Raw genomic sequence first — 13,095 nt, forward strand, 5'->3', positions numbered from 1 at the left:
CACCCGGTCGTCACCGGGCGAGCGGCTGGCCCTGCTTGTCGCGGAAGCCGCCGACGAGGATCACGATGAAGTCGATCAGCGTCCAGAGGCCGAGGCCCCCGAAGGTGATGATCTGCAGGATGCCGGTGCCGACCTTGCCGACGTAGAAGCGGTGCACCCCGATGACGCCGAAAAAGAAGCACAGCAGCAGGGCGACGACCCACGAGCGCTGGGCGGTGACAGGAGCGTTCACAATGGTCTTTCGTGGATGACCGGCCGGGAGCGTATCGAGGCCCGCGAGCAGCAACAAGATCACTGGACGCAGGATCAGCCGTACGGGTGGCCGCTCCGGGCCGAAGCGGTGCCGCCGCGGGTCAGCCGCCAGTACTGCCGCTTCTCCTCGTCCCGCACCACCACGCCGACGCGGGCCAGCTCCCGGCGCAGGTCCCGGGCGTCGCCGCCCCGGCCGGCAGGCCCGGTGGTTGCCGCCATGTCGCCGAAATCGGGGTGTCAAGGGCGTCTCGATACCGCCATACCGCCGACATGGTGTGGATCAAACGCGCCGGGAGATGACAGAGCCCGGCTTGACGGCGTATGCGAGGTCGCCTGCGACCGCGATCGTCACCAGCCCGGGGCGGCCGTGCAGCTCCACGGTCTCGACCGTGGCGGCGAGCGTCGCCTGGTCGCTCTCGATCGTCACCCGGTCCCCGATGCGCAGTGGCGCACCTTCGAGGACGCCGGAGGCGAATACCCACGGCCGCCCGGACAGTCGGTGCACGGCGTCGACGACGAGCCGCGATACCTCTGGGCTATCCATGCTGACTCCTCCGCCAGTTGTCGACGAACGCTTCCTCGGCGGCATACGCCTCGTCCTCCAGAGGGCCGGTGACCGAGTCCACACGGCCCTGCCGGTACTGCTCAACGTGGACCCTCTCATGGGCGAGCGTCCTGACCAGCGTCTCCTCGTCCTGGAAGGCCGCGGGGCCAAGCTGGACGCCCAGCGGGTCCGTCCGCGCGATCGCGCCGGTGAAGTCGAGGTACGTGATGTCATCAGGCATCGTGACGACCTGGACGTCGACGCCGTCGAGGTCCACCCCCGCCAGGCGCGCGTAGTGGTCGATCGTTTCTCTGGACATGGGCAAGGGCGGTCCGCCCGCGTCCATCACCTCGCGGTTGCTGAGCGTGCCTGCGCGGGAGTGCAGATCTCCGGTGCGCCGGGGCGGGGCCGGCGGTGGGGTGGTGGGGTCGTGGCGGGCGAGGCGGCGCAGCTCCGCTTCCAGCCGCCCCAGTACGCCGTTCAGCCGGCGCAGCATCGGAGCGACCCGGCGCAAGCTCCCAATCAGCCCGGTGAGCAGTCGGGCGATCTTCGCCGCCCAGCGCGCGGCCAGCGTGGAGACCTGGGCGACCACCCAGGGCGTGCCGGCGCCGAGGGTGCCGCCGGCAATGGCCAGCCACTCCCACAGCCGTACGGCGAGCACCGAGACGAAGTCGGCGATCAGGTCGCGGACGAGCTCCCGGACCAGCGCGACCACCAGCCCCGTGCCGGTGGTGACGACCGCCAGGGCGTCGGCCCCGGCGGCCATTGTGGTCAGCGCCCCGCGCTGCCGCCCGGCGTGCGCCCGGTACGCGGTCGCGGCCCCGCCTGACCAGGTTGCCAGGTCGGCGGCCACGGCCGCATCCAGGTCGGCCGCCGAGGAGCGCAGCGCGGCCGCGACGTTGGACCAGGTGCCGGCGTACGCCTCGACCTGGTCGGGGTCGCCGGCCAGCCAGTCCAGCGCGTCCGAGAGCGGCTTGAAGTGCTCGATCAGCCAGGCCACACCCCACGAGACGAGCTGGCCGAGCGGGTCGACCACGACGGCCAGGGCGTCCAGGCCGGCGGCGAAACCGCCGATCGCGCCGTCGATCCAGGAGCCGCTGCGGAAAGCCTGGACCAGCAGCTCGACGTCCTCGGCCAGCCCCACGCCGGACCAGCCGGTGGTGCTGTCGACCCGCTGGGCGACCAGCGGGTTCGGCGCGGTCACCGGGGCGGCCGGGCCGCCGGGGCGACGGCCCTCCGCGGCGGGGGCGCGGTCATCGCGGCGCGCCGAGCCGGTGGGCGGCCCGCTGGTCGCTGCCGTCGTACCGGGCCGCGGCCGCGCGCACGCCGTCAGCGGTCTCGTCCAGCGCGTCGCGCGCCTCGCGCAGCACCCGCTCGGCCAGATCGTGCAGTGGCTCCAACATCGCCGGGAACGCCGCGCACAACTGCCCGTACGCCTGCCCGCCCAGCCGTACGCCGCCGGCCGCCCCGATGGCCTGCCGCACCGTGCCGCCGATCCGGTCCAGGCTGGCGGCGTGCCCGGTCAGCGCCTGCGGGGTGACCTCCAGGGCCGGGTCACCGGGCACCGCGCGCCCCGGGGGAGCCGTCGTCGGGGGCGGGGAAGCGACGGTCGTACCCGTCGAGGACGGCCCGGCCCGTCTCGGAGTCGGCGCCGACGGTGTCCGCCACCGCAGCGGCGACCCGGTCGGTCAGCCCGGCCTGTGCCCGGCGCAGCGCGGTCATGATCTCCCGCTCGACGCGGGCCGCCGGCCAGCCGGTGAGCCGGTCGTCCAGGTGCAGCGCGACCAGGGCGCCGCCGCTGTCGACCCGCACCTCGACCAGGCCGCCGGCCGCCTCGGCGCTGCCGATGAGCTCCGCGACGCGCTCGGCCAGCCGTCGGGCCCGTTCGGCGCGCTCGGAGATCGAGGCCGACCAGTCGGCCACCCATCGTTCGGCGTCATCCAGGTCCCGACCGAGCACCGTCGCCTCCCCGCCGTCCAAGCCCGCCCAGCGTAAGAGATTCACTCACCTGTCGCGACCCCGCCACCGCAGCCTGTCACCTCGCCCGAGCATGCGGAGTGACCCGTGCGCGATCTTGCACTTTCGGCCCTGCAAATGGGTTGTTCGCCGGATTTGCCGGGGCCAGAAGTGCAAGATCGCTGGGGGTGGGGGTGGGGGTGGGGGTGGGGGTGGGGGTGGGGTGGGGTGGGGGTGGGGTGGGGTGGGGTGGGGTGGGGTGGGTGGGTGGGGGGCCTCCGGTGCGTGGAAGGCATGCTCGGCGAACCCGGCCTCGGCCAGCCAGGCCCTGATCGCCGGCGTCAGGTCCGGCGCCCGTCGGGTCCTGGTCCAGATCACCGTGGCCTCGGGAGCGCACAGCTCCGGCAGGGCGCCGATCGTCGTCCGGGCGTCGGCGTCGCTGATGTTGCCCAGGTCCCCGGCCAGCAGGACGAGATCGACAGGCACCGCCCCCGCGTAGGAGGCCGGGTCACCGGCGTCTGCCCGGACGACCGTCACGCCGTCCAGCCGCTCGGCGGCCACCCTGGCCCGGGCCGCCGCCACGTTGCGCGGGTCGTACTCGATCAGCCGGGCCCGCACCCGCCGCGCGTCGGCTGGCCGCGCGGCCAGGGACGCCCAGCAGGTCGTGCCCCTGGCCGGCGCAGACGCTGACCACCGACAGCGAGGCGTCCGGCCGCTCGTCGAGCCAGCTCGCGATGTGCCGCTGGACCAGCCGCAGCCGGCGTGCCAGCGGCGAACCGGGATCGGCGTAGGGGAGGCGCCAGTCGTACCAGTCCTTGCCGTCGCCCATCCGGCAAGCCTGCCAGCCGCGGGCGGACGGGGAAAAGGTGACGAGACGGGACGGGCGGCGCGCCGCGGCGGAAACGTCACCTGAATTCGACGGAGGGTGACTGTGGCCGGTCCAGCCGGCGGCGGTAACGTCGGCGTCGGGCTCGGGGAGGTGGGCGTGGCACGGGGTGGGGTGTTCTGTGTCGAGGGGCAGTGGCACCGCGACCTCAACGAGCGGGGCTCGGTCCTACCGACGCTGGAGCTGCTGGAACGGCTGGGAAAGATCCGCTTCATCCACAAGGACGCCGCGACCCGGGACGAGCTGTTCTACTTCCTCGACCGCTGGCTGCTCAGGCAGTACGCCGACTACCGGGTCGGCTTCTTCGCCATGCACGGCGAGCCGAGCCGGCTCCGCCTCACCGACTGGGACTCGGTCGAGCTGGCCGACGTCGCCGACCTGATGGCCGGCCGCTGCGAGGGTCGCCGGCTCTACTTCGGCAGTTGCTCGGTGCTGCGGGCGTCCGACGCCGCGCTGCGCGAGTTCCTCGACGTGACCGGGGCGGCGCTGGTCTGCGGGTTCACCCGGGAGGTCGACTGGGTGGAGTCGGCCGCGTTCGAGACGGTGCTGCTCGACGTGCTCGCCAACGGGCAGCGGCACAACGCCGCCGAGCTGCGGATGGGCTCGGCGCACTGGGCGCCGCTGGCGGCGTACCTGGGCTTCCGGGTCATCTACGCCAACGGCCGCGCGTGGCGTCCGGCCGCCCGCCCCCGGGTGCCCGCCCAGCCCACGGGCCGGGCCGCCACGGGGCAGCGCTGAGGCCGCTACGGGGCAGCGCTGAGGCCGGCGACCGGTGTCTGCTGGTAGAAACGGGTGATGGCACGCAGCATCGCGAGCAACACCCGGGTCGACCGGGCGGCTCTGATCGAGTTCCTCCGCCCCCGGCACCGGGTGGTGCTCACGACGACCCGGTCCGACGGCCGACCCCAGTCCTCCCCGGTCACCGGCGGTGTCGACGCCGAGGGCCGCCTGGTGATCTCCACCTATCCGGAGCGGGCCAAGGTGGCGAACATCCGGCGGGACCCGTTTGTCTCGGCCTGCGTGCTGTCGGACGAGTGGAACGGCCCGTGGGTGCAGGTCTACGGCACCGCCGAGGTGTTGGACCTGCCCGAGGCGCTGGAGCCGCTCGTGGAGTACTTCCGCGGTGTCTCCGGGGAGCACCCGGACTGGGACGAGTACCGGGAGGCGATGGTGCGCCAGGGCAAGTCGCTGATCCGGGTCACCATCGACAGCTGGGGGCCGGTGGCCACCGGCGGCTTCCCGGCCCGCCTCGCCGGCTGAGAAGCGCCGACCGAAGAGCGCCGACTGAGAAGCGCCGACCGAAGAGCGCCGAGTGAGAAGCGCCGACCGAAGAGCGCCGAGTGAGAAGCGCCGACCGAAGAGCGCCGAGTGAGAAGCGCCGACCGAGGAGCGCCGAGTGAGAAGCGCCGACCGAGGAGCGCCGAGTGAGAAGCGCCGACCGAGGAGCGCCGACTGAGAAGCGCCGACCGGAGAGCGCCGACCGAAGAACGCCGGCTGAAGAGCGCCGACTGACGGCCGCGCCTCAGTACGCGGCGGTGAAGCGCATGTTCTCGAAGCGCGGGTGCTCGATCTCGTCGACGACGGCGACGGCCAGGTCCTCGTAGCTGAGCACCGACCGGCCCTGCGCGTCCGTGACCGGCCGGTCGGTGCCGGTGCGGTAGTGGCCGGTGCGCTCGCCCGGATGGAACTCCAGCGGCGGCGGGGCGACGTACGTCCAGGTCACGCCGTCGGCCGACGAACGGTACAGGGCCAGCGCGTCGGCCTGGCCGAGCGCCGAGTCCCGGTACTCCTCCGGGAAGTCCGGCTCCTCCAGGTATGGGGTGCCCTTCGGCGTCAGCAGGGTCGACCCGCCACCGACGTGGATGATCCGGGGCGGATTCGGCTGGTCCCGCAGCACCGTGACCAGGGTTTCCGCGGCCTCCCGCCAGAGCGACCGGTCGCCGCCGCCGATCGCCACCACCATCACGTCCGCCTCCGGGGCCAGCTCCCGCACACTGCGGTCGGAGGTGGCGTCCCCGGTGACCACCCGGACGCCGGCCGGCAGGTAGTTCGTCGCCTCCGGGCGGCGCACCGCCGCGGTCACCCGGTGGCCCCGGCTCACCGCCTCGGCGGTGATCCGCGAACCCGCCGTGCCTCCGGCACCGAACACCACGATGTCGCTCACCTGACCGCCTCCCGCGCCCGGTCGGGCCCGGCCCGACGTCGCCCGCCTCCCAGGCTATGAAGTGGGCCGGGGCCTCGGGCGCGAACGGCGATCCCCGCCGGGGGCCGCCGCCCGGCCGGACGAAGAAGAGGGTCAGTCGACCAGGGCGGAGTAGACGAGCTGGCGAAGCTGGGACCGCAGCGGGTACGTGCTCGACGGCATGAGCTGGGTGAACAGCAGCGCCGTCACCTCCTCCACCGGATCGACCCAGAACGCGGTCGAGGCCAGGCCGCCCCAGTAGTACTCGCCGACGCTGCTCGGCACCCGGGCCGGGACCGGGTCCTGCACCACCGCGAAGCCGAGGCCGAACCCGATGCCGTCCAGCACCGTCTCGGAGAAGCCCTCGGGGGAGAACGAGGCCAGGTCGCGCCCGTCGGGCAGGTGGTTGCGGGTCATGAAGCGCACCGTGCGCGGGCCGAGCAGCCGTACGCCGTCCAGCTCGCCGCCGCGCAGCAGCATCTGCGTGAAGCGGTGGTAGTCGGCGGCCGTGGAGATCAGGCCGCCCCCGCCGGAGTGCCACGTCGGCTCGGCCAGCGCGGCCCGGCCGATCGTGTCGGCCCGGAACGCCTTGCCGGTCGCCGGGTGCGGGGCGTACAGGGCGGCCAGCCGCTTGGCGTCCGCCTCGTCGACCCACCAGCGGGTGTCCGTCATGCCCAGCGGGCGGAAGATCCGCTCGGCGAAGAACTCGTCCAGCCGCTGCCCGGAGACCACCTCGACCAGCCGGCCGAGCACGTCCGTGGAGACGCTGTAGTTCCAGCTGGTGCCGGGCTGGAACAGCAGCGGCAGCCGGGCCAGCCCCTGCGAGGCGGCGGCCAGGTCGGCCCCGGCGGGCACGCCGAGGTCGTAGCCGGCCGCCCGGTACAGGCCGTCGACCACGGAGACCTGGGCGAAGCCGTACGTCAGGCCGGAGGTGTGGGTGAGCAGGTGCCAGATCCGGATCGGCTCGACCGCCGGCACCGTGTACGGCTTGAGCACCGAGCCCCTGTCGTAGACCCGGACGTCGGCGAACTCGGGGAGATAGCGGCTGATCGGGTCGGTCAGCTCGATCCGGCCCTCCTCCCACAGCATCATCGCCGCGACGGAGGTGACGGGCTTGGTCATCGAGTAGATGCGCCAGAGGGTGTCCTGCTCGACCGGCGCGCCGGCCTCCAGGTCGCGCATCCCGTACGTCGAGGAGTGGGCGATCTCACCGCGGTGGGTGACCACGATCTGCCACCCGGCGAGCCGGCCGTCGTCGACGTACCTGCGGAAGTGCTCGTCGATCCGCCCCAGCCGGGCGGGGTCGAAGCCGATACGGTCCGGGTCGATGCTGCGTGCGACGCTCACCCGGAAAAACCTACTAGCCGGTACGCCCCGGACGGAAGAGCCGCCGGCGCCGGTGGCGCCACTAGCCTGGGCCGATGCGCGAGCCGATCGAGGACGTCACGTTCCGCCACGAGGACTGGTACGGCGAGGAGTTGGCCGACCGCCACTTCGTCCGCTGCGAGTTCTTCCACGTCGACCTGACCGAGGCGGTCAGCCGGGGAGCGGTCTTCACCGACTGCACCTTCGGCAACGTGGCGTTCAATGCCTCCCGGCACACCGACTCGGCCTTCGCCCGCTGCGCCTTCAAGCGGTGCAACTTCTTCGAGGCCGAGCTCACCGGCTGCAAGCTGGTCGGCAGCAGCTTCGCCCAGTGCGACCTGCGCCCGCTGCGCATCGACGGCGGGGACTGGTCGTTCGCGGTCCTGCCGGGCGCCGACCTGCGCGGGGCGCGCCTCACCGACGTACGGATGCGCGAGGTGGACCTGACGGCGGCCAACCTGACGGGCGCCACGGTCACCGGCGTCGACCTGTCGGGAGCGCAGCTGCACGGGTGCCGGCTCGGCGGCGCGGACCTGCGCGGCAGCGACCTCACCGCGCTCGATCCGACCGTGGTCGAGCGGGCCGGCGCGCGGATCGACGCCGAGCAGGCGGTCGTACTGGCCCAGGCGCTCGGCTTCCGGGTCGGCTGACCGGGCCAGTCGCGGGGCGGCCCCGCGGCGGCCGGTGCGCGTCGGGCCGCGGGACAGTTTGTCCGTCGCCGCGACCGGAAGCCGCCGTACGTTCGCGCTGTTCCGGTCCGTCCGTCCCCTGTGGAGGTCCTTCCGATGAGCCGCACCGGCGCCCGTACCGTCCGTCCCGTCAGCCCGGCGCGTCCCGGCCAGAAGCAGGGCGAGACGCTGCGGGAGATTCCGCTGCCGCCGTACGTGACGGTGGAGGACGCGCAGTTCGCCGTGCGGGCGGTGGTCGTGCACGCGCCGCGGCGCTGGTCCGGCGGGACGATCTGCCGCAACGACGCCAGCCCGCACCCGTGCCGGCTGCACCGATGGGGCCGGCGGGTGCTGGCGCTGCACGGGCTGCGGACGGCCGAGATCGACGCGCTGATCGAGCGGGGCGACCCGGCGGCGCTGCCGCCCGCACCGGAGCGTCCGGGCGCCTGAGCGCCACCACGACGGGCCCGCGTACCCGGTGCGGGCCCGCCGCGGCGCCCCAGGACCCGGGCCCCTTCCTCCGCACCCGGAAGGGGCCCGGGCAGGTCAGCAGAGGCTCGGCTTGACCCAGGAGCACTCGACGCCCTCGGGCGTCCGCGGCGTCTCGGGCGCCGTCGGCGGCGCCACCCGCGCCGCGCCCGCGCTCCGCCCGTCGTACGGCGCCAGCGCGATCGCGATCTGGTCCTCCAGCCCCTTCACCGAGGACGCGACGTAGTTGTTCAGCACGACGGAGAACGCGAGCAGGTGGCCGTCGGCGGCGGTGACGTACCCGGAGAGGCTGGACACGCCGGTCAGGCTGCCCGTCTTGGCGTGCACGTTGCCGGCCGCCGGGGTGCCCCGCATCCGGCTGCGCAGCGTCCCGCCGACGAAGCGGTCGGCGTTGCCCGCCACCGGCAGCGCGGCGTACCAGGCGTCGAACCAGGGCTCGGAGCGCACGGCGTGCAGCAGCGCGGCGAACTGGGCCGCCGGGATCATGTTCCGCCGGGACAACCCGGAGCCGTCCCGCTGGCGCAGGGTGCCGGTGCCCATGCCGGTGTCGGCGACGTCATGGTGACCACCGGCCGGCCGCCGGCCGTGGCGGCCGGGGCGGCGTGCACGATCACGGTGCCCGCGTCGTAGTCGGTGTCCGGGGCGACGGTCAGCGCGGAGACCTGGGCGGCGTAGTAGTACGACTCGTCGTCCCACGCCCAGTCCGGGCCCAGCCGGGTGCCGTCGTAGCGGGTGTCGTCGGCGACCAGGTCGCCGGTCACCACCCGTACGCCGGCGGCGGCGACCTGCGCGGCGAGCTCGTCGTAGTCGGCGGCGAGCATCGTGGGGTCGCCGCCCCCGCGCAGGTAGAGGTCCCCGGTGAGCAGCCCTGCCCGGCGCTGCCCGTCGGTGCTCACGTCGGTGGTGAACCGGTGGCCCGGGCCGAGCAGCGCCAGGGCCGCCGTCGAGGTCAGCAGCTTGGTGCCGGAGGCGGGGACGAGCCGGCGCTCGCCGTTCCGGTGGTACAGGGTCTCCCCGGTCGCGGTGCCGACCACCACCACGCCCGCCTGCGCACCGGCGAGCCGGGAGTCGGCCAGGATCGCGTCGATGGTCGCGTTGAGCCGCGTGAGCGCGGGGGTGGGCGCCTCGGCGGTCGCGGTGGGCGCGCCGGCCGTGGCCGCGGCCGCGACCAGCGCGGCCAGGGCGACCGCCCGGGGAAAGAGGCGACGATGCATGGACTGATGCTGCCACGGAGCTTTCTGCCGGGAAATCCTGACGGCCGAAAGTTTCTGCCGGACCGGGGTGGCGGGGTCAGCCGTCGAGCCGGTCGGCCGTCACCGGACCGGCCGCCGGATCGGCGGAGGGTGTCAGGACGGCCGCGGCCCTGTCGGTGATCAGCCGGCGGGTGTCGCGCCCCCGTCGGCGCGGGTCGGCCATCGGTCCAGCCTAGAGGCGTCCGGGCAGGTCGGGGGCGGTTCGGGCGGTACCGCGGCTCCCCGTCCCGTCGACCGGTCACTATTTGACGGATGCCCCGGCAGGGGGCACCGTAGGCAGAGAGGGGCGTTCGACCTGCCCTGTTTCGTGCGGAGGCGACCGTTTCGCCGCGTAGCCTGCCCGGCGAGCCCGTACGCGGGCCCAGCCCGGTTGCGCCGACCGCGATCCGACCGACGAGGAGTCCCATCATGCTGACCATGACCGACAACGCCGTGCTGGTGATCCGAGATCTGGCCAACCAGGAGGACGTCGCCGATGCCGGCGGGCTGCGGATCGCGGCGGACACCGAGGCCGGCTCACTGACCATCGAGCTGGTGGCCGAGCCGACGCAGGGTGACCAGGTGGTGGACACCCAGGGCGCCCGGATCTTCCTCGACTCGGACGCCGCCGAACTGCTCAACGACAGCTCCGTCGACGCCACCGTCGACGACGAGGGGATCGTGCAGTTCGGCTTCACCGAGAAGCAGTAGCGATGAGTCCCGCCAGTGGCGGGGCCAGGAGTAGCGATCAGCCCGCCCGCCGGGACTCGCCGCCGCGGTGGGACCGGGCGGCTCGGCCGCGCTCGTTACGCCACGGCCCCGGACGGTCCTCCCACGTCGGGACCGCCAGCGCGCGCAGCACGTGCGCCAGATGGTGGGACGTGCTCCATGCCGCCCAGTTCGTGCTGTGCCCCGCCCCGACCACCCGGCGGGCCCGGCGCACGATCTCGTGGTCGCCCCAGGAGAAGGCGGCCCCGTCCACCGGCCAGTGCGGTGCCGCCACCAGCGTCCGGCACAGGTCGGTCACCCGGTCGTCGCCCCGGCCGCCGCGCCGCGACCAGCGGTACACCCACCACGCGTCGTCCGTGGTGTACCGGACGGTGGGCAGCCGGTCCCCGGCCGAGTCCGCACCCGGCACCGCGCAGCCGACCCCGTAGTCGCCGTACCCGACGTCGAGGTCGGCCAGCCGCCGCCAGAGCAGCCAGTCCCAGCGCTCCAGGCGTACCGGCTCGTCGGTGGGGAGCCGCGACAGCGTCGGCGGCAGCCCGCCGGCGGCCACCGTCACCGTCCGCCAGGCGTGCCGCCGGGCCCAGTCCGTTAGCCGCCGGACGCGCGGCTCGGCCTGCCGTACGTCGGCCGCGCAGCAGACGTCCCCGAGGTCGACCAGCAGTTCGCACTGCTCCGGCACCAGCCGGGTGAGCCGCCAGATGCGCTCCACCGCGTCCGTCGCCGCGTCCGGTCCGCAGCGGTCCCGCCCGGCCCGCAGCCGCACCACCATCCGCCCGCCGTACGCCCGCGCCGCCAGGCCGTGCGCCACGAGCCGGTGGTCGCTGTCCGCGAGACCCGCCACGGGCACCAGCGGTACGCCCCACCGGTGCAGGTCGCCCTCCGGCCCGTCGGGCAGCGCGGTCACGTCGACCGCCGGCACGAGGCCGGCCGGCAGCCGAGCGAGAGCGTCCGGAATGGAGGGATCCACCGTGGACACGTCGAAAACCGGAGCGAGCAGGGGTGCCGTGGCACCGTCGAGATGGCACAGTGCCTCGAGCTCGCCCCGTCGGCTGGCGAGGACGGGGCGGTAGACCGGTTCCGCCACCCGGCCCCCGTGGGCGGGCACCATACTTCAGCGTACCGACCGGATCGACGCCGGACACAGGGTTTGCCGGAAATGCCGCGCCGGGCTGGCGGCCCCGTGGTTACCATCCCCGGATGCCCGAGGCCCCGTACCGTTACCGCTCCCCGGACGAGGACAGCGCGCGCTGGCTCGGCTTCCCGTTCCGCGACGGCGACATCGTCATCAGCACCCGGTCGAAGAGCGGCACCACCTGGATGCAGATGATCTGCGCCCTGCTGGTGCTCGGCACGCCCGACCTGCCGGCCCCGCTGCCGCGGCTGTCGCCGTGGCTCGACTGGCTGGTGGAGCCCCGCGACGAGGTGTACGCCCGGCTCGCCGCGCAGCCGCACCGCCGGTTCGTCAAGACGCACACTCCGCTCGACGGCGTCCCGCTCGACCCCCGGGCACACTACGTGGTGGTGGCCCGCCACCCGCTGGACATGGCGGTCTCCCTCTGGCACCAGGCCGGCAACCTGGACCGGGTGCGGATGGCGGAGTTGACCGGTCAGCCGAAGCCGGAGGGGCCGCCCGGCCCGCGTACGCCCCTGGCGGAGTGGCTGCCGCGCTGGGTGGACCGCGAGGCCGACCCGCGCGAGGAGCTGGACTCGCTGCCCGGGGTGCTCTGGCACCTGACGGACGCCTGGTCCCGCCGCGACCAGCCGAACGTCACGCTCGTGCACTACGACGACCTGGTCGCCGACCTGCCCGGGCAGATGCGCGCCCTGGCGCACCGGTTCGGCATCGACGTGCCCGAGGCGCGCTGGCCGGAACTGGTGGAGGCCGCCACCTTCGAGCGGATGCGCCGGCGGGCGGACCAGCTCGCCCCGGACCCGGCGGGTGTGCTCAAGGACCGGTCCGCCTTCTTCCGGCGCGGCGGCTCCGGCCAGGGCCCCGAGTTGCTGGACGCGGAGACGCTGGCCCGCTACCGGCGGCGCACCGCCGCCCTCGCCCCGCCGGACCTGCTCACCTGGCTGCACCGGGACGGCTGACGCACCCCACCCGATCCCGCGATCTTGCACTTGTGGCCCCGGCAAACCGAGCAAAACGCCCGTACTGCGGGCCCTAAGTGCAAGATCGGCGAAGCGGGCGGGCCGGTCGGCTGCCGCCGTGGTCGTCGGCGCTCGGATGGTCGTCGCGAGCGCCGCTGCCGCGGCGGTGGTCGGCGCCGGGGCGGTCGTCGGAGCCGCCGCCACGCCGGTCGTCGGCCGCCTCCTGCCTGACCCGGCCGACCGCGCCGGTGGACCGGTCGACGTCGACCTCGTACGTCCTGCTGCCGGCCACGATGTCCACCCGCCACACCGAACGGGCGTGCTCCGACTCGGCTTCGATCTTGACGATCCGGCCCTGGCCCACGGCGTCGAGCGCGATCCGGCCCGCCCGGTCCCGGGTCACCTGACCGGCTGCCGGCGCGCCGGTCGTCGCGGTGGTGGACCGATCGTCGCCGGCCGGCCTGTCGTCCGACGTCGCGGCGACCGCCGTCAGGGCCGCGCCGCCGGCCGGGCGGCCGGTGCGGTCCGCCGCGCCGACGCCGAGCGCCGCGCCGGTGACCGCCAGCGCGGCCGCGCCGCCGACCGCCGCCAGGATCAGGGAATTGCGCCTCATGGTTGCCGCCTTTCCTCGGTGGTGCTCTGTGTTGTGCTTCCGAGGATCGGCCGGACGCGGATAGCGCCGCGCTGTCCGTCGGTGAAGG

General features: G+C 74.3%; 20 protein-coding genes. 6 read left to right on the forward strand and 14 right to left on the reverse strand.

The window, feature by feature from the left end; genetic code table 11:
* Positions 1 to 10: 10 nt before the first annotated feature.
* The 7 genes from JD77_RS18055 to JD77_RS32885 all read right to left on the reverse strand — a co-directional run bounded on the left by JD77_RS18055 (position 11) and on the right by JD77_RS32885 (position 3,370).
* Positions 11 to 295 carry a TM2 domain-containing protein gene (locus JD77_RS18055; RefSeq protein WP_246140737.1) on the reverse strand — a complete coding sequence of 95 codons (285 nt, stop codon included), beginning with the start codon at positions 293 to 295 and terminating at the stop codon, positions 11 to 13.
* Positions 296 to 306: 11 nt separating this feature from the next.
* Positions 307 to 471, reverse strand: a complete 165-nt coding sequence (locus tag JD77_RS32225) for a CysS/YqeB C-terminal domain-containing protein (protein WP_170286312.1) — start codon at positions 469 to 471, stop codon at positions 307 to 309.
* Positions 472 to 532: 61 nt separating this feature from the next.
* A complete protein-coding gene (locus tag JD77_RS18060; protein ID WP_145775399.1) occupies positions 533 to 796 on the reverse strand; it encodes a hypothetical protein in 264 nt (87 codons plus the stop codon).
* A complete protein-coding gene (locus JD77_RS18065; protein WP_145775400.1) occupies positions 789 to 2,000 on the reverse strand; it encodes a WXG100 family type VII secretion target in 1,212 nt (403 codons plus the stop codon). Before JD77_RS18065 ends, JD77_RS18060 begins: the two co-directional genes overlap by 8 nt.
* Before the next feature lie 49 nt (positions 2,001 to 2,049).
* Positions 2,050 to 2,361: a type VII secretion target gene (locus tag JD77_RS18070; RefSeq protein ID WP_170286474.1), complete on the reverse strand. Its 312-nt coding sequence runs from the start codon at positions 2,359 to 2,361 to the stop codon at positions 2,050 to 2,052.
* Positions 2,351 to 2,776, reverse strand: coding sequence for a YbaB/EbfC family nucleoid-associated protein (locus tag JD77_RS18075; protein WP_170286475.1), 426 nt, complete (start codon positions 2,774 to 2,776; stop codon positions 2,351 to 2,353). Before JD77_RS18075 ends, JD77_RS18070 begins: the two co-directional genes overlap by 11 nt.
* A gap of 24 nt (positions 2,777 to 2,800) precedes the next feature.
* Positions 2,801 to 3,370, reverse strand: coding sequence for a hypothetical protein (locus tag JD77_RS32885; RefSeq protein ID WP_211372597.1), 570 nt, complete (start codon positions 3,368 to 3,370; stop codon positions 2,801 to 2,803).
* Positions 3,371 to 3,737: 367 nt separating this feature from the next.
* On the opposite strand from JD77_RS32885, the gene JD77_RS18085 reads away from it, so the two are divergent.
* Together JD77_RS18085 and JD77_RS18090 are read left to right on the forward strand one after the other, a co-directional pair.
* Positions 3,738 to 4,376, forward strand: a complete 639-nt coding sequence (locus JD77_RS18085) for a DUF6642 family protein (RefSeq protein ID WP_145777641.1) — start codon at positions 3,738 to 3,740, stop codon at positions 4,374 to 4,376.
* 57 nt (positions 4,377 to 4,433) lie between these two features.
* Positions 4,434 to 4,898 carry a PPOX class F420-dependent oxidoreductase gene (locus JD77_RS18090; protein WP_145775403.1) on the forward strand — a complete coding sequence of 155 codons (465 nt, stop codon included), beginning with the start codon at positions 4,434 to 4,436 and terminating at the stop codon, positions 4,896 to 4,898.
* Positions 4,899 to 5,160: 262 nt separating this feature from the next.
* On the opposite strand, the gene JD77_RS18095 is transcribed toward JD77_RS18090, so the two are convergent.
* Both JD77_RS18095 and JD77_RS18100 read right to left on the reverse strand, forming a co-directional pair.
* A complete protein-coding gene (locus JD77_RS18095; RefSeq protein WP_145775404.1) occupies positions 5,161 to 5,802 on the reverse strand; it encodes an NAD(P)-dependent oxidoreductase in 642 nt (213 codons plus the stop codon).
* Positions 5,803 to 5,934: 132 nt separating this feature from the next.
* Positions 5,935 to 7,167 carry a serine hydrolase domain-containing protein gene (locus JD77_RS18100; protein WP_145775405.1) on the reverse strand — a complete coding sequence of 411 codons (1,233 nt, stop codon included), beginning with the start codon at positions 7,165 to 7,167 and terminating at the stop codon, positions 5,935 to 5,937.
* Positions 7,168 to 7,241: 74 nt separating this feature from the next.
* On the opposite strand from JD77_RS18100, the gene JD77_RS18105 reads away from it, so the two are divergent.
* Positions 7,242 to 7,835, forward strand: coding sequence for a pentapeptide repeat-containing protein (locus JD77_RS18105; RefSeq protein WP_145775406.1), 594 nt, complete (start codon positions 7,242 to 7,244; stop codon positions 7,833 to 7,835).
* Between the two features lie 135 nt (positions 7,836 to 7,970).
* Entirely contained in the window at positions 7,971 to 8,303 is a 333-nt protein-coding gene (locus tag JD77_RS18110; RefSeq protein ID WP_145775407.1) for a hypothetical protein, read from the forward strand.
* Positions 8,304 to 8,399: 96 nt separating this feature from the next.
* Here JD77_RS18110 and JD77_RS33715 read toward each other — a convergent pair whose 3' ends face one another.
* The 3 genes from JD77_RS33715 to JD77_RS34745 form a co-directional block, all read right to left on the reverse strand.
* Positions 8,400 to 8,882 carry a D-alanyl-D-alanine carboxypeptidase gene (locus tag JD77_RS33715; RefSeq protein WP_246140738.1) on the reverse strand — a complete coding sequence of 161 codons (483 nt, stop codon included), beginning with the start codon at positions 8,880 to 8,882 and terminating at the stop codon, positions 8,400 to 8,402.
* A complete protein-coding gene (dacB, locus tag JD77_RS33720) occupies positions 8,825 to 9,556 on the reverse strand; it encodes a D-alanyl-D-alanine carboxypeptidase/D-alanyl-D-alanine endopeptidase (RefSeq protein ID WP_246140739.1) in 732 nt (243 codons plus the stop codon). Before dacB ends, JD77_RS33715 begins: the two co-directional genes overlap by 58 nt.
* 76 nt (positions 9,557 to 9,632) lie before the next feature.
* On the reverse strand, positions 9,633 to 9,758 hold the full coding sequence (locus JD77_RS34745; protein ID WP_281292103.1) for a hypothetical protein: 126 nt from the start codon (positions 9,756 to 9,758) through the stop codon (positions 9,633 to 9,635).
* Between the two features lie 245 nt (positions 9,759 to 10,003).
* Here JD77_RS34745 and JD77_RS18120 point away from each other — a divergent pair, with 245 nt between their 5' ends.
* Complete coding sequence (locus JD77_RS18120; RefSeq protein WP_145775408.1) at positions 10,004 to 10,285, forward strand: iron-sulfur cluster biosynthesis family protein; 282 nt, start codon at positions 10,004 to 10,006, stop codon at positions 10,283 to 10,285.
* Between the two features lie 37 nt (positions 10,286 to 10,322).
* Here JD77_RS18120 and JD77_RS18125 read toward each other — a convergent pair whose 3' ends face one another.
* Positions 10,323 to 11,411: a beta family protein gene (locus tag JD77_RS18125; protein ID WP_145775409.1), complete on the reverse strand. Its 1,089-nt coding sequence runs from the start codon at positions 11,409 to 11,411 to the stop codon at positions 10,323 to 10,325.
* A gap of 89 nt (positions 11,412 to 11,500) precedes the next feature.
* Between JD77_RS18125 and JD77_RS18130 the strand changes: the two genes are divergently transcribed.
* A complete protein-coding gene (locus JD77_RS18130) occupies positions 11,501 to 12,394 on the forward strand; it encodes a sulfotransferase domain-containing protein (RefSeq protein WP_145775410.1) in 894 nt (297 codons plus the stop codon).
* Positions 12,395 to 12,467: 73 nt separating this feature from the next.
* On the opposite strand, the gene JD77_RS18135 is transcribed toward JD77_RS18130, so the two are convergent.
* Positions 12,468 to 13,007, reverse strand: a complete 540-nt coding sequence (locus tag JD77_RS18135; protein ID WP_145775411.1) for a PepSY domain-containing protein — start codon at positions 13,005 to 13,007, stop codon at positions 12,468 to 12,470.
* Positions 13,008 to 13,095 lie beyond the last annotated feature (88 nt).

This window comes from Micromonospora olivasterospora, from assembly GCF_007830265.1.
Classification (GTDB): Bacteria; Actinomycetota; Actinomycetes; order Mycobacteriales; family Micromonosporaceae; genus Micromonospora; species Micromonospora olivasterospora.